Source organism: Arsenicicoccus piscis (assembly GCF_022568835.1).
In the GTDB taxonomy this organism is placed as follows: domain Bacteria; phylum Actinomycetota; class Actinomycetes; order Actinomycetales; family Dermatophilaceae; genus Arsenicicoccus; species Arsenicicoccus piscis.
On sequence record NZ_JAKZHV010000010.1, the window covers coordinates 84675 to 103679 of the forward strand.

Genomic DNA, 19005 nt, shown 5'->3' on the forward strand with positions numbered 1-19005 from the left:
TCGAGGCGCAGCTGCCGCTCCACTCCTTCCTTCTGGTGCACCACGACCTCACTCGCGTGAGCAGGGTCGCCAGGCGGGGGCGTACCCAGAGCCCATCTCAGCCCTGTCATCGCTGAGCGGCTCACACGTGGCCTTGGTGACCTTGCCGGCCAACGACATCGAGCGAGGGGAAGGAACCTTCGTGATGGACCTCATCGAGCTCTCGGCCCAGGGCGGCGACGCCGCAGCGGGCGAGGCTCCCAAGCGCACTGGTGCACTGAGCGCCATGCGTCTGTCCGAGCTGCAGCAGGTGGCCAACGAGCTGGGCATCTCCGGCACCGCCAAGATGCGCAAGAGCGATCTGCTCACCGCCATCCGGGAGCGCCGCTCCGGCGGCTCTGCAGCCAGCACCCAGAGCGCCCCGACGCAGCGGGACACCACCGACGAGCGTGGCGCGACCTCCGAGCAGGGCGGCACCCGGCGCACCCGACGCGCCGGCGCGCCCGCAGGAGCGCCCACCTCCGGTGGCCAGCAGACCTCCGACCAGACTTCCCGGCCGGCCGCGCAGCAGGACTCGGGCTCCGGCCCCGCCGACCGCGCGGGTGCTGAGCAGGCGGTCGAGGAGGCCCTGGCGCGCCGCGCTCAGCAGGCCCACCAGGACGAGCCGGGCAGCGCGCGCACCGACAGCGCCGACCGCACCGAGCGCGGTGACCGCAGTGACCGCAGCAACCGGGACCGGTCGGGTCGCGGCGAGCGCTCGGGCGAAAACGGCGACCAGTCGCGCTCGCGTGACAACGACCGCGACGGCAGCCGCGACTCCCAGAACGCCGGCCAGCGCAACCGCCAGCAGGGCCAGCAGCGGGACGGCCAGCAGCGTGACGGTCAGCAGGGCCAGCAGCGCGATGGCCAGCAGGGCCAGCAGCGCGACCGGCAGAACCGCGACGGCAACCGTGACAACCAGCGCGACAACCAGCAGCGCGACAACCAGCAGCGGGACCGTCAGCGGGACAACAACCGCGACAACCGTGACAACCAGCGCGACGACGAGCCCGGTGGTCGGCGGCGCAACCGCAACCGGAACCGCGACCGCAAGCGTCGGGGCCGTGGCGAGGACTACCAGGGCCTGCAGGGCCAGGAGGTCGAGACCTACACCGAGGACGACGTGCTCGTGCCGGTGGCCGGGATCGTCGACCTGCACGACAACTACGCGTTCGTGCGCACGTCCGGCTACCTGCCCGGCCCCAACGACGTCTACGTGCCGCTCGGGATGGTCAAGAAGCTCGGCCTGCGCAAGGGCGACGCGGTCCAGGGCGCCGTCAAGGCCAACCGGGACGACCAGGGCGGCCAGCAGAGCGGCAACCGAGCCAAGTTCAACGCGCTCGTGCGGGTCGACGCCGTCAACGGCAAGGACCCGGAGGAGGCGCGCAACCGCGCCGAGTTCAACAGCCTCACCCCGCTCTACCCGCAGGAGCGGCTGCGCCTGGAGAACCCGCAGAACAACCTGACCACCCGGATCATCGACCTCGTCGCCCCGATCGGGAAGGGCCAGCGCGGTCTGCTCGTCAGCCCGCCCAAGGCCGGCAAGACGATGATGCTGCAGGCGATCGCCAACGCGATCACCACCAACAACCCCGAGGTCCACCTCATGGTCGTGCTCGTCGACGAGCGTCCCGAGGAGGTCACGGACATGCAGCGCACCGTCCGCGGCGAGGTCATCGCCTCGACCTTCGACCGGCCCGCGGGCGACCACACCACGGTCGCCGAGCTGGCGATCGAGCGGGCCAAGCGCCTGGTCGAGCTCGGGCACGACGTCGTCGTGCTGCTCGACGGCATCACCCGCCTGGGCCGTGCCTACAACCTCGCGGCCCCCGCGAGCGGGCGCATCCTCTCCGGTGGTGTCGACTCGGCCGCGCTCTACCCGCCGAAGAAGTTCTTCGGTGCGGCGCGCAACATCGAGCACGGCGGCTCGCTGACGATCCTCGCCACGGCCCTGGTCGAGACCGGGTCGAAGATGGACGAGGTGATCTTCGAGGAGTTCAAGGGCACCGGCAACATGGAGCTCAAGCTGTCGCGCGAGCTGTCCAACCGCCGGATCTACCCCGCGGTGGACGTCAACGCGTCGGGCACCCGACGCGAGGACATCCTGATGTCCGCCGAGGAGCTCAAGATCATGTGGAAGCTGCGCCGCGTCCTCGCCGCGCTGGACAACCAGCAGGGCCTGGAGCTGCTCCTGGACCGCATCAAGAAGACCTCCACCAACATGGAGTTCCTTATGCAGGTGCAGAAGACCACGCCGGGTGCGCTCGGCTCCGACGACTAGCTCGACCCAAAGCCGCTGCCCCAAGGCCCCGCCTTGGGGCAGCGCGCGTTATCCTCACCGCGGGCGACGCCATTCCGGCCACCTGCACCGTGGGCCACACCGAGCCAGGGGGATTCGTGAGTCACCGTGTCTGCTACGTCGTCATGTGTCACAGCAGGCCCGACGCCGTGCTGCGTCTCGTCCGCCGCATCCGGGAGCTGTCGCCGACGGCCGACGTGCTGGTGCGCTTCGACGTGGACGACCTGATCACCGACGAGCAGGCCGCCGCAGCCGGAGCGTCCCTGCTGCGCAGCCAGATCCCCGTCTCGTGGGGCGCGTGGTCGATGGTGGAGGCCGAGCTCGAGGCGTTCCGGGTGGCCACCGAGCGGTTCGACCCAGACCATGTCGTCCTCGTCTCCGGGACGGACTATCCCGTGCGGGACCTCGCCGCCTGGGAGCGCGAGGTCGCGGCCCAGGGCGACGACGCGTGGGTGGCGATGGACGAGCCCGCAGACCCCACGATCGGCTCGCACTCCTGGCGGGTGCTGCGGAGCCGGACCTTCCCCGGGTCGCTGGCCGCCGCGGCGATCCACCGCGGTGTCCTGGCGGTCGGGCGGCTCAGCGGCCGGCGCCTGCTCGTCCTGGTCAACACCGACGCGGGCATCTGGTGCGTCGGGCGCCGTCGACCGGCCGGCGAGGCGCGGTCCTTCGTCAAGGCGTCCCAGTGGGTCACCTTGTCGCGCAACGCGATCCAGGTGCTGCTCGACACGCAGGCCCAGGGCGGCCCGCTGGTCGACTTCCTCTCCACGACCCGCATCCCCGACGAGATCTTCGTGCCGACCGTGCTGAGCGATGACCCTCGGGTGAGCGTCCGCTCACGGCCGACCACGCACGCGTCGTTCGCGTCCGGTCTACCGAGTCCTGACCCGGTCGACGCCCAGGTGATCGCCGACGCCGTCGCCGCGGGCGCGGTGTTCGTGCGCAAGGTCGACCCCGACGCCAGCGCGGAGCTGATCGCGACCGCGGACGCCGCCGCACGGTCTACGACGTCGACGCAGGGCGAGGTCGATCGTCAGGCCTGAGCGGCCTCGTGGCAGGTGACCGTCATGAGCTGCAGCCAGGGGGCGCCGTAGGTCGTCACGAGCGCCACGTCGGCGGCGTCGCGGCCGTGGGCGATCTTGACCCGACCCTTGCGCCGCACGCCGTGACGCGGGTCGAAGTCGTACCACCGGTCACCGATCCACACCTGGACCCACGCGTGGAAGTCCATCGCGGTGGGCAGCGGCGGCACGTCCATGTCGGGGAGCAGGCCGCAGGCGTAGCGCGCGGGGATGTTGAGCGCGCGGCACAGCGAGATCATCAGGTGGGTGAAGTCGCGGCACACGCCTTGGCCGGTGCTGTAGGCGTCGACCGCCGTCGAGATCGCGGTCGTGGATCCCGTGGTGTAGGTGAGGTAGTCGTGCACCCACTCGCTGATCGCCTGCACCCGCTGGTAGCCCGGCTCCAGCTGACCGAACCGCGACCAGGCGATGTGCCCGAGCACGTCGGGGAGGACGAACCGGCTCGCCAGCGTGTAGACCAGGACGTCGTCCGGCAGGTCGGCGGCGCGGGACTCCTGGGCCGTCTCGTCGGCCTCGTCCAGCTCGTCGGGCACGATCGCCTGCGCCTTCCAGGTCATCGTGGTCTGGCCCGTGGGGAGCACCATGCGGTGGCAGAGGTTCCCGTAGAGATCGCGGTACTCGTGCTCGACGACGTCACGGTCGTTGCTGCGCTCGGCGCCGATGATCGGGACCCGCTCGGTGCTCTCCGGCGTGGTCATGAAGATCGCGGCGGTGGGCTGGGTGGTCTGGTAGCGGAAGGTCCACCCGAGGTCGAGGGTGCGGGTCTGCATGGAGCGATTCCTTCGTGGGGAGGCGGTCGGGGGCCGCGGCACTGCGGGCGGTGCTGATGGTGCGGTGGTGCGGGCGGTGCGCACGAGTCGGTCAACGACGATGCGGTCCGGCCACCGAGGCGAGCCGGACCGCAGTCGCGGAGGATGACAGCGTGCTGTCGAGGACCTACTGGGTGCTGGTCTCCCACTCCTCGACAGGCCAGCCCTTCTTCTGCAGGCGGGCTGCGACGCGCCTCATGTCCGTCTCGGACGGCAGCTCGTCGGTGACGTTCGTGATGCCCACGCCGATGTCGATCTTATCGGCTGGGATCACCCGCGCTCGTCGAAGCGCCTTGCCGACCTGCTTGACCTCCTCGTCGGTCAGCCGCCGACGCAGCAGCGCCAGCATGGGCAGGTAGTCCTGGTCGGGCACCCCGTGAGGGTAGCCCGCCCGGAGCCAGCCGACGATGCGGGACATGATGTTCACGCGTCAACCTTCACACGAGGAGTTGGGCTCGGGCTAGAGGTTGCCGTCGCTGTCGGGGGACGCAGCCGGGTCCGCGAGCGGCCAGCCGGCGGCCGCGAGGTGCGCGCTGACCCGGGCGACGTCCTCGGGGGACGGCTTGAGCAGGATCTGGCTGCGGATGCGCGAAGCGATGTCGTCCTCGCTGATCGGCTCACCCTCGGACCGCTCGTGCCGCAGCGCGGTCGCGACCTGGATGATCTCGTCCTCGGTGAGCTGACGGTGGAGGATGCCCAGCAGGGCGACGTAGTCCTCGCCCGGGACACCGTGGGGGTAGCCGGCGCGCAGCCAGCTGAGGACCCGCTGCACGACGCTCTGGCGCGTGGGGGCGTGCTCGGTGCTGCTCGGGCTCGACGTGGTAGGCATGGCCGGATCAGCCCTTGTCCTTGAGGATCGGGTAGATGTGCTCGAAGCTGAGCTCCTTGCCGAAGCCCGACGCCACGATGAAGGTGATCCCGAGAGCGATGGCGGCGAGCACCACGGCGAAGCAGACGACCGCGACGAGCTTGCCGATCGGGTGCGGCGCCTGGTGGTCGACCTCGGCGTCGCCGCCGGAGCCGTAGGCCATCGAGCGGACGCCGACCGCGAAGAGGGCGGGGAGCCCGGCGCCGAGGATCAGGCCGGCTGCGAGCACCTTCCAGGCGGCGTCGAGGGCGAGGGCGACGTTGTTCATCGCGCGACCTCCTTCGAGGACTCGGTGGTCTGGAACGAGGTGGTGTCCGTGGGCGTGCTGCCGAGCGGGGTGCCGGTGGACGCGGTGGTGTCGGCCGCGCCGACGGTGACGGACTTCTTGGCCACGGCGTTCTTGGAGGCGGACGGCATGTCGGTCCACTCGTCGTTGACGTTGTTGGGGTCGATCTTGTCGTGCTTGCTGCGCAACCACATGTAGCTCGAGAGCCCGACGAGGAGCGCGAAGATGGCTACCGGGCCGACGGTGTCGCCGAGCAGGTGACCGATCCACCAGGTGACGCCACCGACGAGCGCGGCCAGCGGCAGCGTGATCAGCCAGGCGGCGACCATGCGGGCGGCGACGCCCCAGCGCACCTCGGCGCCGCGGCGGCCGAGGCCGGTGCCGAGGATCGAGCCGGTGGCGACGTGCGTCGTCGAGAGCGCGAAGCCCAGGTGGCTCGAGGCGAGGATGGTGGCCGCGGAGGCCGACTCGGCGGCCATGCCCTGGGGCGAGGAGATCTCGACCAGACCCTTGCCGAGCGTGCGGATGATCCGCCAGCCGCCGAGGTAGGTGCCGAGGGCGATCGCGAGGGCGCAGGCGAACTTGACCCACAGCGGCACGCCGTCCATGACGCCCTGGTGACCCGACGCGATCAGGGCGAGGGTGATGACACCCATCGTCTTCTGCGCGTCGTTGGTGCCGTGAGCCAACGAGACCAGCGAGGCGGAGCCGATCTGACCCCACCGGAACCCGGTCTCGGTGAAGCGCTTGCTGACGCCCTCGGTGATCCGGTAGATCAGCCAGGTGCCGACGGCCGCGATGAGGCAGGCGATGACGGGGGAGAGCAGGGCGGGCATGACGACCTTGCCCATCACCCCGCCGAGCTTGTGGCCGTCGCCGAACCAGTTGACGCCGCTCATGCCGACCGCCGCGATGGTCGAGCCGATCAGGCCGCCGAACAGGGCGTGCGAGGAGCTGGACGGCAGGCCGAGCAGCCAGGTCAGGAGGTTCCAGAGGATGCCGCCGATCAGGCCGGCGAGGACGATCATCAGCAGCGGGGCGCCCATGAGTGACTGGATCGGGGCGCCGTCGCTGGACTGGATCTTGATCACGGCGTTGGTCACCGTGAGGGCGACCTCCACGGAGAGGAAGGCGCCGACGAGGTTGAGGACCGCGGAGAGCGCCACTGCCGTCTTCGGCTTCAGGGCACCGGTGGCGATGGACGTCGCCATCGCGTTGCCGGTGTCGTGGAAGCCGTTGGTGAAGTCGAAGGCGAGGGCGGTGACGACGGTCAAGCCGAGGATGAGGAGTTCAGAGCTCACGTCAACAGTGTGGGGCACGAAGGGGCCCCCCGGAACAGGCGATCGGATCGTTCAGGGCCGAACGAGGTGTTGTTCATGCGTTGTTCACCCAAAACGCGCCCCATTCTCCGTTCGGACGTCCGGTTGGCGCCGCCTAATGGGCAGGCGCAGCACGCTGGTCGGTGGTAGGTCGGCACTGGCGCAGGCAATCAGAGGCGATCGGGCACGCTCGGACTCGGCGGCTCGACCCCCAGCTGCTCGCGAGGACAGGGGAATGCGGGGCTGGGGCGGCGCGTTGGAGGGGAGGTGCCGCATCTGGCACAATGGAGAGGTTGCCGGTTCACGAGCGAGGGCCCTGCCTATGGGGGCAGCTCCCGTAGACCTCGACCCGGCGCAGAGACCACCGAGGAGTCGCAGTGAAGAAGGACATCCACCCGACGTACGTCGAGACGCTCGTGACGTGCACGTGCGGCGCGCAGTTCACCACCCGCAGCACGGCCGCGAACGGCAAGATCAACGCCGACGTGTGCTCGCAGTGCCACCCGTTCTACACCGGCAAGCAGAAGATTCTCGACACCGGTGGTCGCGTGGCCCGCTTCGAGGCCCGCTACGGCAAGAAGGCCGCCAAGTAGCTTCCCCGCAGGCCGGTTCCGTCCGCAAGGACGGGGCCGGCCTTCGTAGTTCCGTGATCCCCCGAGAGGCCGCCCCGATGTCGACCCGCAGCGAGCACCCCACCTTGGCCAGCGCGCAGGCGATCGTCGCCGAGCACGCCGACCTCGAGCAGCAGCTCGCCGACCCGGCGGTCCACGCCGACCAGGACGCGGTCCGCAAGGTCAACAAGCGCTACGCGGCGCTCGGTCCCACGGTCGCGGCCTACCGCACCGCCGTCGCGGCCCAGGGTGACCTCGAGGCGGCGCGCGAGCTGGCGGCCGAGGACGCGGCGTTCGCGGCCGAGGTGCCGGCGCTCGAGTCCGCGCTGACCCAGGCGCTGGAGCGGCTGCGGGTGCTGCTCGTGCCCCGTGACCCCGACGACGACCGCGACGTGATCCTGGAGATCAAGGCGGGCGAGGGCGGCGAGGAGTCGGCGCTGTTCGCGGGCGACCTGCTCCGGATGTATCTGCGCTACGCCGAGCAGCGTGGCTGGTCCACCGAGCTGCTGGACGCTACCGAGTCCGACCTCGGGGGCTACAAGGACGTCTCGGTGGCGGTCAAGAGCAAGGGCACCCCGGCCCCCGGCGAGGCGCCCTGGGCCCTGCTCAAGTACGAAGGTGGGGTGCACCGCGTGCAGCGCGTCCCCGTGACCGAGTCGCAGGGACGCATCCACACCTCGGCCGCCGGCGTGCTGGTGATGCCCGAGGTGGAGGATGTCGCCGAGGTTGAGCTGCACGACGCCGACCTCAAGATCGACGTCTACCGCTCCTCGGGGCCGGGTGGTCAGAGCGTCAACACGACGGACTCGGCGGTGCGGATCACCCACCTGCCGACCGGCGTCGTCGTCTCCTGCCAGAACGAGAAGTCCCAGCTGCAGAACAAGGAGTCGGCGCTGCGCGTGCTGCGCGCCCGGCTGCTGCAGATGGCCCGTGACGAGGCGGCCGCTGCGGCGTCGGACGCCCGGCGCTCCCAGGTCCGCACGGTCGACCGGTCCGAGCGGATCCGCACCTACAACTTCCCCGAGAACCGCATCGCCGACCACCGCACGGGCTACAAGGCCTACAACCTGGACCACGTGCTCGGCGGCGACCTGCAGCCCGTGGTGCAGTCGGCCGTGGAGCTCGATGAAGCCGCTCGGCTGGCCGCCGTGGCCGGTCAGTGACGTCGGTGACCTCCCCGACCTCGCCGACCGCTGCGTCGGCCACGGTCCGGGGTGCGGTCCAGGACGTCGCGGGCCGGCTCGCGAGCGCGGGGGTCCCGTCGCCGCGGTTCGATGCGGTCGCGCTTTTGGCCCACGTCCTCGAGGTCCCGCACGGCGAGGTAGAGCGCTTGGTCGTCCTGGGCGCCCCGCTCCCGGACCCTGCCGCTGCAGCGCTCGAGCCCCTGGTCGCCCGCCGGGTCGCGCGGGAGCCGCTGCAGCACCTCACCGGGCGCGCCGCGTTCCGCCGGCTCGAGCTGCGGGTCGGGCCGGGAGTCTTCGTCCCGCGCCCCGAGACCGAGCAGGTGGTGCAGGCCGTGCTGGATGAGCTGACCGGGCTGCTGGAGTCGGCCGGGTCTGCCGGGTCGGCCGGTTCTGCTCCGGTCGTCGTCGACCTCTGCACCGGGTCCGGTGCCATCCCGCTGGCGGTGAAGGACGAGGCCCCGCAGGTCCAGGTGCTGGCCGTCGAGCTGTCCCCCGAGGCGCTGACCTGGGCCGAGACCAACCGCAGCCATCTCAACCTTGACGTGACGTTGATGCTTGGCGACGCCACCCTCGACCCGAGGTCCACCCCCGAGCTGGCGGCGTTGCGACCGCACCTCGGTGCCGTCGACGTCGTCGTGAGCAACCCGCCCTACATCCCGCTGGGCATGGTCCCGCGCGACCCCGAGGTGCGCGACAACGACCCTGAGCTCGCGCTCTACGGCGGCAGCGCCGACGGCCTGGCGATCCCGATGGCGGTGGCCGACCAGGCGGCCCGCCTGCTGCGGCCGGGCGGGCTCCTCGTGATGGAGCACGCCGACGTCCAGGGGGCGGACCTGGTGGCCCGGCTGACCGCCGCCGGCCCCTGGCGAGACGTCGTGGACCGGCTGGACCTGTCCGGGCGGCCGCGCTACGTCCTGGCCCGGCGTCATGGCTGACGCGGTGGCCGACGTGTTGGCTGACGCGGTGCCCGACGTCGTGGCTGACGAGGGCTTGTCGGTGCCGACCACTAGGCTGACCGGCATGAGCGAGCGCATCGACTGCACGAGTCCCGAGGGGCGCGCCGCCGGGGTGGCCGCCGCGGTCGCCGCGGTCCGCGCCGGCGAGGTGGTGGTGCTGCCGACCGACACGGTCTACGGCATCGGCGCCGACGCCTTCAGTCCCGAGGCAGTGACCCGCACGCTGGCGGCCAAGGGCCGCGACCGCGACATGCCGCCGCCGGTGCTGATCCCGTCCGCACGCACGGTCGACGGGCTGGCGACGTCCGTGCCCACCTACGCGCGCGACCTGATGGAGCAGTTCTGGCCGGGCCCGCTCACGCTCGTGCTGCTCGCGCAGCCGTCGCTGATGTGGGACCTCGGCGAGACCAACGGCACCGTCGCGCTGCGCATCCCGCAGGACGAGATCGCGCTCGCCGTCCTCACCGAGGTCGGTCCGATGGCCGTGACCAGCGCCAACCGCTCGGGTGAGCCGGCTGCGGTGACCATCGAGCAGGCGCAGGAGCAGCTGGGCGACGCCGTCGCGGTCTACCTCGACGGCGGGCCGTCCGTCGGGGGGCTGGCCTCGACCATCGTCGACTGCACCCAGGACGTGCCGCGGGTGCTGCGCGCCGGCGCGATCGCCGAGGAGGACCTGCAGCGGGTGCTCGGCGACCTGGCGCTCGGCACCGACGAGGACCTCGAGACCTGAGGTCGGGCGTTGCGCGAGTACCTGTTCATCTTCGTCATCGCTGCGGCGACCACCTTCGCGACCACCCCGCTGGTGCGGGCGTTCGCGATCCGGGTCGGTGCGATGACGGCGGTGCGGGACAGGGACGTGCACGTGGTGCCGATCCCGCGGCTCGGGGGAGTGGCCATCCTGCTCGGGTTCCTGGCCGCGGTGCTCGCGGCGTCGCGGCTGCCCTACCTCGGCGGCTACCTCCCGTCGGGGTCCGGCGTCGCTGCCCAGAGCATCATGTCCGACGGCCGGATCATGGGTGTCGCCGTCGGAGCGACCCTGGTCTGCCTGGTCGGCGCCATCGACGACATGCGCGAGCTCGACTGGCTCACCAAGCTCGCCGGTCAGTTCCTGGCGGCGGGGATCATGGCCTACCAGGGAGTCCAGCTGCTCAGCCTGCCCATCTTCGGCGAGCAGACCGTGCTGCCGCTCTCGGTGCTGATCGCGCTCACCATCATCATCGTGGTGGTGTCGACCAACGCGGTGAACTTCGTCGACGGCCTCGACGGGCTGGCCGCCGGCATCGTCGGCATCGCCGCGCTCACCTTCTTCGCCTACGCCTACCTGCTGTCCCGGTCCTACAACCCGCCCAACGTGTTCTCGTCGGCGACCTTCATCTGCGCCGCCCTCGCGGGCTGCTGCATCGGCTTCCTGCCGCACAACTTCTATCCTGCCCGGCTGTTCATGGGTGACAGCGGCGCGCTGCTGCTCGGCCTGCTGCTCTCGGCCGCGACCATCTCGATGACGAGCATCGACCCGAGCCAGGTCGACCAGGGTGGTGGCGGCTCGGGTCAGGCGTTCGCATGGGTGCCCATCGGTCTCCCGCTCGCGATCTTGTCGCTCCCGCTGCTCGACGTCGTGCTCGCCGTGGTGCGGCGCACCCGTGCCGGGCGCCGCCCGTGGCACCCCGACGCCCACCACCTGCACCACCGGCTGCTGCGGATGGGTCACCCGCACCCGGTCGCCGTGCTGCTCATGTATCTGTGGGCCTCGATCGTCTCGTTCGGCGCGCTCGGCCTCGCGGTCGTCGACGACTGGTGGCCGCTCGCGGCCATCGGCGGTGGCGTCCTGCTCGCCAGCCTGCTGACGTTCAGCCGACTGGGGTCGCGTTCCCAGGAGACTTTGTGATAGTTTTCACAAGCGGCCGTTCGAGCCGTCCTGTGACCGAGGCGATGCTGCGCGGGGCGCTCGTCCCGACCGGCCTGCTGCTTCCGCTCGCCGCCCTCGGGGGCTGGCTGGCGGACGGCCCGGCCGGTGCGGGCTCGGCCGTCTTCGCGGTCGTCCTCGTGGCCGGCTTCTTCACCGTCGGCTTCCTCGGCGTCCGCGAGGTGGTCAAGTTCGACGGTGGGCTCAGTCTGATCGGTGCGCTCCTGGTCTACGGCACCCAGCTCGGCATCTTGATGCTGGTCCTGGTGCTCGCCCGGGACGCGCCGTGGGTCCGAGAGGGCCCGGTGGCGGTCGCCGCCGTGGCGGCGACGCTCGCCTGGCAGGGCGGGCTGACCGCCGGGTGGCTGCGCGGTCGGCACCAGGTCTACGACCTGGAGCGCGAGCGGGAGGATGCGGACCGCGACCAGGCGGGCCAGGATGGGGCGCACGACCGGCGCGCACCGACGACGCAGGCGAAGGAGGAGACGTGACCGACCACGAGGGGACCACCCCTTCGCCGGACGCTCCGAAGGAGACGCCGCGATCGGCGCACTCGCTCGCCCAGTCGACGGCCACCGACGTCACCGCCTACCTGCTGGCCGGCCCCATCACCTTCGGCGCCATCGGCTGGGCGATCGACGAGGTCGCCGACACCTCCTACGGGGTCGCGATCGGCGCGTTGTTCGGCATGGCCGTAGCGCTCTACCTGGTGTGGTTCCGGTACGGTAGGTCCCGATGAGGAGACAGCGTCGGGTCCCACCTGTGAAAGCCCTTATCCTTGACCCTGATCAGCAGACCTCATTGAGGAGACGCACGTGAGTTTCACCGCCGCCCTGGCGCTGGCCCCCTCGTTCGCGACCGAGGACGGTGGAAGCTTCGAACCGCCGGCGCCCGCTGAGTTCTACCAGCCGGTCGGCACGCTGCTGGGGGTCGAGATCACCCGCTCGATGGTGCTCGCGCTGGTCGCGTTCGTCATCCTGGCGGTCTGGCTGCTCTCCACCACGCGCAAGGCTGCGGTAGTCCCGAGCAAGGCGCAGTGGATGACCGAGCAGATCTACGACTTCGTCCGCAACGGCATCTCGCGGGACATGATCGGCAGCAAGGACTTCATGCGGTTCACGCCGCTGCTGTTCGCCCTGTTCGTCTTCATCCTGCTGAGCAACCTGTTCGGCTCGCTGCCGCTCGCGAACTTCCCGATCATGTCGCGCATCGGCTTCCCGATGGCCCTGGTGCTCATCGTCTACGTGATCTACCACGCCGTGGGCATCCAGAAGCACGGGCTCGGTGGCTACTTCAAGTCCATGGTCCCGCCCGGCCTGCCCAAGGCCATGGTCCCGATGATCTTCATCCTCGAGCTGAGCACCTTCTTCCTGGTCCGCCCGCTCACGCTGTGCCTGCGACTCTTCGGCAACATGTTCGCCGGCCACATGCTGATGGGCGTGTTCATCCTCGGTAGCACCTACATGATGCTGTCGGGCAGTATCGGCCTGATGGCCGCCTCGGTCGGTGGCTGGGTGATGACCTTCCTGATGCAGCTGCTCGAGTTCCTGATCCAGGCGATCCAGGCCTACGTCTTCACCATGCTGGCCGCCTCCTACTTCGGTGGCGCCGTGGCCGACGAGCACTGAGCGGACGCTCGGCGACCCCGAGCCCGCCGCGTGCTGTCACCCGAACCTTTCTGTCCCACAACTGAACACACCCCTGAACGACCGGGTCGGCCCTTGGCCCGGGACATCTATCAGAAGGAAGAAATCGACCATGACTGGCTCCATCGCGATCATCGGCTACGGCCTCGCCTGCATCGGCCCTGGCATCGGCATCGGCCTCATCTTCGCTGCGCTGCTCAACGGCATCGCTCGCCAGCCCGAGGCCGCCGGCCTCCTTCGCCCGCAGGCCATCTTCGGCTTCGCCGTCGCCGAGGCGCTCGCGATCCTCGGCTTCGTCCTGTTCTTCCTCGCCCGATAACGACCTCGGTCGCACCGAGCGAGATCGTCCGAGCGAAGGAGTAACGCGTGCAACTCGTCAACAGCGTGGCCGCTGTCGCCGTCGGCCTCCCGGCAGCAGGGGAGGAGGAGTCGGCGCACGGCAACCCGATCATCCCGCACATGCCGGAGTTCATCTGGAGCCTGATCATCTTCGGGCTCTTGTGGTTCGTCGTGGCGAAGTACGTCTCGCCGCGGCTGGAGCAGGCCTACCAGGCCCGCAAGGCGGCCATCGAAGGTGGCATGAGTCAGGCCGAGGAGGCCCAGCGCGAGGCCAACGAGGCCAAGGCCCGCTACGAGGCCCAGCTCGAGGACGCGCGCGACGAGGCCGCGCGGATCCGCGAGGAGGCCAAGGAGCAGGGTGCGGCGATCATCGCCGAGATGCGTGCTCAGGCCGGCGCCGAGGCGTCGCGCATCATCGAGAGCGCGCACCGGCAGATCGAGGCCGACCGCCAGCAGGCGTCGGTGTCGCTGCGCTCGGAGGTCGGCCGCCTGTCGATCGACCTGGCGAGCCGCATCGTGGGCGAGTCCCTGCACGAGGAGACCCGGCAGAAGGGCATCGTCGACCGCTTCCTCGCCGAGCTCGAGTCCGGTGCGATCACGCCCCGGTCCGCGAGCGGGGACGAGCGCTGATGCAGGGCCAGTCCCGCACCGCGCAGGCCGAGACCCGTCGCTCGCTGCAGGCCGCCCTGGACTCCGGGGCGGACTGGAGGCAGCTGTCGGACGACCTGTTCAACGTGGTCGCGCTGCTCGACAGCAACGTCACCGTGCGTCGGGCGCTGGCCGACCCCACCCGTGAGGCCGACACTCGTCGCGGCATCGCCGACCGGCTGCTGCGCGGCAAGATCGGTGACGCGGCGCTCGGTGTCGTGACCGCGGCGGTCGGCTCGCGCTGGTCGCACGAGCGGGACCTCGCGACGGCGCTCAACGAGGCCGCCGTCGAGGCCCAGGTCGCCATGGCGGACGCCGCCGGGCGCGCCGACGACGTCGAGGAGCAGCTGTTCCGCTTCGAGCGCACCGTCGCCGCGAACCCCGAGCTGCGGGACGCCCTCGGCGACCCGGCGCTCCCGGTCGACCGCAAGCTGTCGATCGTCGACCAGCTGCTGGGCGACCGGGTGCACCCCGAGACCGCTCGGCTGCTCCGCCAGGTCGTCCTCAACCCGCGGGGCCGTCGGTTCGGCCCGGCGCTCGAGGACATCCTCGACGTGGCCGCCCGGCGGCGCTCCCAGCTGGCTGCGGTCGTCACCGTCGCCACCGAGCTGGACCAGGCCCGGCACGACCGGCTCGCCGCAGCCCTCGGCTCGATCTACGGCCGGCCCGTCCAGCTGAAGGTCGTCGTGGACCCCGCGGTGGTCGGCGGCATCCGGGTGCAGGTCTGCTACGACGTCATCGACGGCACCATCTCGAGCAAGCTCGACAGCGCACGACGGCACTTTGGCGCCTAGCCCGCCGTCATCCGATCATCCACAGGACGCACTTCCGGTCCGCCGGACCACATGAGGAGAGATACACAATGACGGAGCTTTCGATCCGTCCGGAGGAGATCCGGGACGCCCTGGACCACTTCGTTCAGTCATACGAGCCCGGTGCGGCCACCCGCGAAGAGGTCGGCATCGTGGCGGACGCCGGAGACGGCATCGCCCACGTCGAGGGCCTGCCCTCGTGCATGACGAACGAGCTGCTCGAGTTCGAGGACGGCACCCTCGGCCTGGCGCTGAACCTCGACGTGCACGACATCGGTGTCGTCATCCTCGGTGACTTCGCCGGGATCGAGGAGGGCCAGCAGGTCAAGCGCACCGGCGAGGTGCTCTCCGTCCCCGTCGGCGACGCCTTCCTCGGCCGCGTGGTCAACCCGCTCGGCCAGCCGATCGACGGTCTCGGCGAGATCCGCGCCGACGCCCGCCGCGCGCTCGAGCTCCAGGCGCCGACGGTCGTCCAGCGCAAGTCGGTCCACGAGCCGCTGCAGACCGGCATCAAGGCGATCGACTCGATGATCCCGATCGGTCGTGGTCAGCGTCAGCTGATCATCGGTGACCGCCAGACCGGCAAGACCACGGTCGCGGTCGACACGATCATCAACCAGAAGGCCAACTGGGACTCCGGCGACCCCGACAAGCAGGTGCGCTGCATCTACGTCGCGATCGGCCAGAAGGGCTCGACCATCGCGTCGGTCCGCGGCACCCTCGAGGAGGCCGGCGCGCTCGACTACACGACGATCGTCGCGGCCCCCGCGTCCGATGCGGCCGGCTTCAAGTACCTCGCCCCCTACACCGGCTCGGCCATCGGCCAGCACTGGATGTACCAGGGCAAGCACGTCCTCATCGTGTTCGACGACCTGTCCAAGCAGGCCGAGGCCTACCGCGCCGTGTCGCTGCTGCTGCGCCGCCCGCCGGGCCGCGAGGCCTACCCGGGTGACGTGTTCTACCTGCACTCGCGGCTGCTCGAGCGTTGCGCCAAGCTCTCGGACGACCTCGGCGCCGGCTCCATGACGGGTCTGCCGATCATCGAGACCAAGGCGGGTGACGTCTCGGCCTACATCCCGACCAACGTCATCTCGATCACCGACGGACAGATCTACCTGCAGGGTGACCTGTTCAACGCCAACGTGCGCCCGGCCGTCGACGTGGGCATCTCGGTGTCCCGCGTCGGTGGCGCCGCCCAGATCAAGGCGATGAAGGACGTCTCCGGTCGTCTGAAGGTGGACCTCGCGCAGTTCCGCGCCATGGAGGCGTTCGCCATGTTCGCCTCCGACCTCGACCCCGCCTCGCGCCAGCAGCTGGCTCGTGGTGCGCGCCTGGTCGAGCTGCTCAAGCAGCCGCAGGCCTCGCCGATGCCGGTCGAGGAGCAGGTCCTGGTCGTGTGGGCCGGCACCTCCGGCAAGCTGGACGAGGTCGCCGTCGAGGACGTGCGTCGCTTCGAGAGCGAGTTCTTGGACTTCGTGCGCCGTGAGCGCCCCGGCATCCTCGACGGGATCCGCGAGACCAAGAAGCTCGACGACGCCAGCCGCGCGGCCATGGCCGACGCGATGGACGCGTTCTCGTCGCAGTTCCGCTCCGGCACGCCGCACGCCGGCGTCCACGCCGGTCACGAGGAGTTCGGCGAGCTCCCCGAGTCCAGCAGCGACCGCGCGCAGATCGAGAAGCACTAGGTCCGCTCGTCCCCGGCCACCCGGCCGGGGACGGCGGTCCCTTCCAGGCACGAGCAGACGAAGAGAGGCGGAAACACATGGGTGGGCAGATGCGGGTCTACCGCCAGCGCATCCGGTCCGTCACGGCGACCAAGAAGATCACCAAGGCGATGGAGCTCATCGCGGCCTCGCGCGTCGTGAAGGCGCGCGAGCGAGTGCTGGCCTCCGCCCCCTACACGCACGCGCTCACGCACGCGGTGTCGGCGGCGGCGACGTACTCCTCCGAGGAGCACCCGCTGACCCGTTCCGCTGACGCCGGCACCCGTGCCGGCGTGGTGATCGTCACGAGCGACCGTGGCCTGGCCGGCGCCTACTCGGCGTCCGCGCTGAAGGCGGCCAACGAGCTGATGGAGCGGCTGCGGGGTGAGGGCAAGGAGGTCGTGCCCTACCTGGTCGGTCGCAAGGCGATCAGCTGGTTCAAGTTCCGCGACCGGGACTTCGCCGCGTCGTGGGAGGGCTTCTCGGACTCCCCGAAGCCGGAGAACGCCCGCGAGATCGCCGACCGAGTGATCGCGGACTTCCTCACCCCCGACGAGGAGGGCGGCCTGAGCCAGGTCCACGTGGTCTACACGCGGTTCCGCAGCATGGTCACCCAGGAGGCGCGCGACCTGCGGCTGCTGCCCCTCGAGGTCGTCGAGAAGGGCGCCCGCGTCGAGGTCGACGAGGGTTTCGTCGAGCAACGCGACGAGGGTGAGCTGCAGCCGCTCTACAGCTTCGAGCCGGACGCCGACACGGTCCTGGACCAGCTGCTCCCGCAGTACGTCGCGTCCCGCATCTACACCTGCCTGCTCGGCGCGGCGGCCTCCGAGCTCGCCGCACGTCAGCGGGCGATGAAGTCGGCGACGGACAACGCCGAGGAGCTCATCAAGACCTACACCCGGCTGGCGAACCAGGCTCGCCAGGCCGAGATCACCCAAGAGATCAGCGAAATCGTGGGCGGCGCCAACGCCCTCGCCGACGCCAAGTAAGCCGTCCAGAGGAGACACGCACCATGAGCACCAGCACTCTCGAGCACACGAAGGACGCGCCCTCTGGGGGCGGCGTCGGGCGCATCGCGCGCTCGGTCGGCCCCGTCGTCGACATCGAGTTCCCCGCGGACTCGATGCCGCACATCTACAACCTGCTGCACGTCGACGTCGAGCTCGACGGTGAGACCAAGACGCTGAACCTCGAGGTCGCCCAGCACGTCGGCGAGGACATGGTCCGCGCCATCTCGCTGCAGCCGACCGACGGCCTGGTCCGCGGCGCTGTCGTGCGCGACACCGGCGGCCCGATCACCGTGCCCGTCGGCGACGCGACCCTCGGCCACGTCTTCAACGCCACCGGCGAGTGCCTCAACCTCGAGCCGGGCGAGCGGCTCGAGGTCAACGAGCGCTGGGGCATCCACCGCAAGGCGCCGGAGTTCGACCAGCTCGAGTCCAAGACCCAGATGTTCGAGACGGGCATCAAGGTCATCGACCTGCTGACCCCCTACGTCCAGGGTGGAAAGATCGGCCTGTTCGGCGGTGCCGGTGTCGGCAAGACCGTCCTCATCCAGGAGATGATCGCCCGAGTCGCGCGCGACCACGGTGGTGTCTCGGTGTTCGCCGGCGTCGGCGAGCGCACCCGTGAGGGCAACGACCTGATGGTCGAGATGGAGGAGGCCGGCGTCCTCGGCCAGACCGCGCTCGTGTTCGGTCAGATGGACGAGCCGCCGGGCACCCGCCTGCGCGTCGCCCTCTCGGCGCTGACCATGGCCGAGTACTTCCGCGATGTGCAGAAGCAGGACGTGCTGCTCTTCATCGACAACATCTTCCGCTTCACCCAGGCCGGTTCCGAGGTGTCGACCCTGCTCGGTCGCATGCCGTCCGCCGTTGGCTACCAGCCGACGCTGGCCGACGAGATGGGTGTGCTCCAGGAGCGGATCACCTCGACCCGCGGTCACTCGATCACCTCGATGCAGGCGATCTACGTGCCGGCCGACGACTACACCGACCCGGCCCCGGCCACGACGTTCGCCCACCTCGACGCCACCACCGAGCTCTCGCGTGACATCGCGTCGATGGGCATCTACCCGGCCGTGGACCCGCTGACCTCGACGTCGCGCATCCTGGACCCGCGCTACATCTCCCAGGACCACTACGACACCGCGGTCCGCGTCAAGGGGATCCTGCAGCGCAACAAGGAGCTGCAGGACATCATCGCGATCCTCGGCATGGACGAGCTCTCCGAGGAGGACAAGATCCTCGTCAACCGCGCTCGTCGCATCCAGCGGTTCCTGTCCCAGAACACCTACGTCGCCAAGCAGTTCACCGGCATCGAGGGTTCGACGGTCCCGCTGGCCGACAGCATCGAGGCGTTCACCAAGATCGCCGACGGCGAGTACGACCACGTCGCCGAGCAGGCCTTCTTCATGTGCGGTGGCCTCGACGACGTCGAGCGCCAGTGGGCCGAGATCCAGAAGTCCCTCTGACGCGCCGCTGACGGCGGCGCCGGCCTCGGTCGGCGCCGCCGGACCACCG

General features: G+C 70.4%; 21 protein-coding genes. 16 read left to right on the top strand and 5 right to left on the bottom strand.

Going from position 1 to position 19005, the window contains the following annotated elements:
- Window positions 1-184 precede the first annotated feature (184 nt).
- Together rho and MM440_RS15495 are read left to right on the top strand one after the other, a co-directional pair.
- Window positions 185-2299 (top strand): transcription termination factor Rho, encoded by a 2115-nt coding sequence (rho, locus tag MM440_RS15490; protein WP_241445874.1) that lies wholly within the window; start codon window positions 185-187, stop codon window positions 2297-2299.
- 116 nt (window positions 2300-2415) lie between these two features.
- Window positions 2416-3360 (top strand): beta-1,6-N-acetylglucosaminyltransferase, encoded by a 945-nt coding sequence (locus MM440_RS15495; RefSeq protein ID WP_241445651.1) that lies wholly within the window; start codon window positions 2416-2418, stop codon window positions 3358-3360.
- On the opposite strand, the gene MM440_RS15500 is transcribed toward MM440_RS15495, so the two are convergent.
- From MM440_RS15500 to MM440_RS15520, 5 genes are all read right to left on the bottom strand, one after another.
- Complete coding sequence (locus tag MM440_RS15500; RefSeq protein ID WP_241445652.1) at window positions 3351-4169, bottom strand: transglutaminase-like domain-containing protein; 819 nt, start codon at window positions 4167-4169, stop codon at window positions 3351-3353. The two genes, MM440_RS15495 and MM440_RS15500, sit on opposite strands and share 10 nt — an antisense overlap.
- A gap of 166 nt (window positions 4170-4335) precedes the next feature.
- Complete coding sequence (locus MM440_RS15505) at window positions 4336-4626, bottom strand: DUF3349 domain-containing protein (RefSeq protein ID WP_241445889.1); 291 nt, start codon at window positions 4624-4626, stop codon at window positions 4336-4338.
- A gap of 42 nt (window positions 4627-4668) precedes the next feature.
- Window positions 4669-5037 (bottom strand): DUF3349 domain-containing protein, encoded by a 369-nt coding sequence (locus MM440_RS15510; RefSeq protein ID WP_241445655.1) that lies wholly within the window; start codon window positions 5035-5037, stop codon window positions 4669-4671.
- 7 nt (window positions 5038-5044) lie between these two features.
- Window positions 5045-5344 (bottom strand): hypothetical protein, encoded by a 300-nt coding sequence (locus MM440_RS15515; RefSeq protein WP_241445657.1) that lies wholly within the window; start codon window positions 5342-5344, stop codon window positions 5045-5047.
- Window positions 5341-6663 carry an inorganic phosphate transporter gene (locus tag MM440_RS15520; protein ID WP_241445659.1) on the bottom strand — a complete coding sequence of 441 codons (1323 nt, stop codon included), beginning with the start codon at window positions 6661-6663 and terminating at the stop codon, window positions 5341-5343. Before MM440_RS15520 ends, MM440_RS15515 begins: the two co-directional genes overlap by 4 nt.
- Window positions 6664-7058: 395 nt before the next feature.
- Between MM440_RS15520 and rpmE the strand changes: the two genes are divergently transcribed.
- From rpmE to atpD, 14 genes are all read left to right on the top strand, one after another.
- A complete protein-coding gene (rpmE, locus tag MM440_RS15525) occupies window positions 7059-7274 on the top strand; it encodes a 50S ribosomal protein L31 (RefSeq protein ID WP_241445661.1) in 216 nt (71 codons plus the stop codon).
- Between the two features lie 77 nt (window positions 7275-7351).
- Complete coding sequence (prfA, locus tag MM440_RS15530) at window positions 7352-8455, top strand: peptide chain release factor 1 (protein ID WP_241445670.1); 1104 nt, start codon at window positions 7352-7354, stop codon at window positions 8453-8455.
- Window positions 8456-8460: 5 nt separating this feature from the next.
- Window positions 8461-9411, top strand: coding sequence for a peptide chain release factor N(5)-glutamine methyltransferase (gene prmC, locus MM440_RS15535; RefSeq protein WP_241445672.1), 951 nt, complete (start codon window positions 8461-8463; stop codon window positions 9409-9411).
- Between the two features lie 85 nt (window positions 9412-9496).
- Entirely contained in the window at window positions 9497-10162 is a 666-nt protein-coding gene (locus MM440_RS15540; protein ID WP_241445674.1) for an L-threonylcarbamoyladenylate synthase, read from the top strand.
- Between the two features lie 9 nt (window positions 10163-10171).
- Window positions 10172-11317, top strand: a complete 1146-nt coding sequence (locus MM440_RS15545; RefSeq protein WP_241445676.1) for an MraY family glycosyltransferase — start codon at window positions 10172-10174, stop codon at window positions 11315-11317.
- 32 nt (window positions 11318-11349) lie between these two features.
- A complete protein-coding gene (locus MM440_RS15550) occupies window positions 11350-11826 on the top strand; it encodes a hypothetical protein (RefSeq protein ID WP_241445678.1) in 477 nt (158 codons plus the stop codon).
- Entirely contained in the window at window positions 11823-12074 is a 252-nt protein-coding gene (locus MM440_RS15555) for an AtpZ/AtpI family protein (protein WP_241445680.1), read from the top strand. The genes MM440_RS15550 and MM440_RS15555 overlap by 4 nt, the downstream gene beginning before the upstream one ends.
- A 76-nt stretch (window positions 12075-12150) precedes the next feature.
- On the top strand, window positions 12151-12963 hold the full coding sequence (gene atpB, locus MM440_RS15560; RefSeq protein ID WP_241445682.1) for a F0F1 ATP synthase subunit A: 813 nt from the start codon (window positions 12151-12153) through the stop codon (window positions 12961-12963).
- Between the two features lie 130 nt (window positions 12964-13093).
- Window positions 13094-13300 (top strand): ATP synthase F0 subunit C, encoded by a 207-nt coding sequence (gene atpE, locus MM440_RS15565; RefSeq protein WP_241445691.1) that lies wholly within the window; start codon window positions 13094-13096, stop codon window positions 13298-13300.
- A 47-nt stretch (window positions 13301-13347) separates the two neighbouring features.
- Entirely contained in the window at window positions 13348-13950 is a 603-nt protein-coding gene (locus tag MM440_RS15570) for a F0F1 ATP synthase subunit B (RefSeq protein WP_420914180.1), read from the top strand.
- Window positions 13950-14762, top strand: a complete 813-nt coding sequence (locus MM440_RS15575) for a F0F1 ATP synthase subunit delta (RefSeq protein ID WP_241445692.1) — start codon at window positions 13950-13952, stop codon at window positions 14760-14762. The genes MM440_RS15570 and MM440_RS15575 overlap by 1 nt, the downstream gene beginning before the upstream one ends.
- 68 nt (window positions 14763-14830) lie before the next feature.
- Window positions 14831-16465, top strand: coding sequence for a F0F1 ATP synthase subunit alpha (gene atpA / locus MM440_RS15580; RefSeq protein ID WP_241445694.1), 1635 nt, complete (start codon window positions 14831-14833; stop codon window positions 16463-16465).
- 77 nt (window positions 16466-16542) lie between these two features.
- Window positions 16543-17472: a F0F1 ATP synthase subunit gamma gene (locus MM440_RS15585; RefSeq protein ID WP_241445696.1), complete on the top strand. Its 930-nt coding sequence runs from the start codon at window positions 16543-16545 to the stop codon at window positions 17470-17472.
- Between the two features lie 23 nt (window positions 17473-17495).
- Window positions 17496-18956 (top strand): F0F1 ATP synthase subunit beta, encoded by a 1461-nt coding sequence (atpD, locus tag MM440_RS15590; RefSeq protein ID WP_241445698.1) that lies wholly within the window; start codon window positions 17496-17498, stop codon window positions 18954-18956.
- The last annotated feature ends 49 nt before the right edge of the window (window positions 18957-19005 follow it).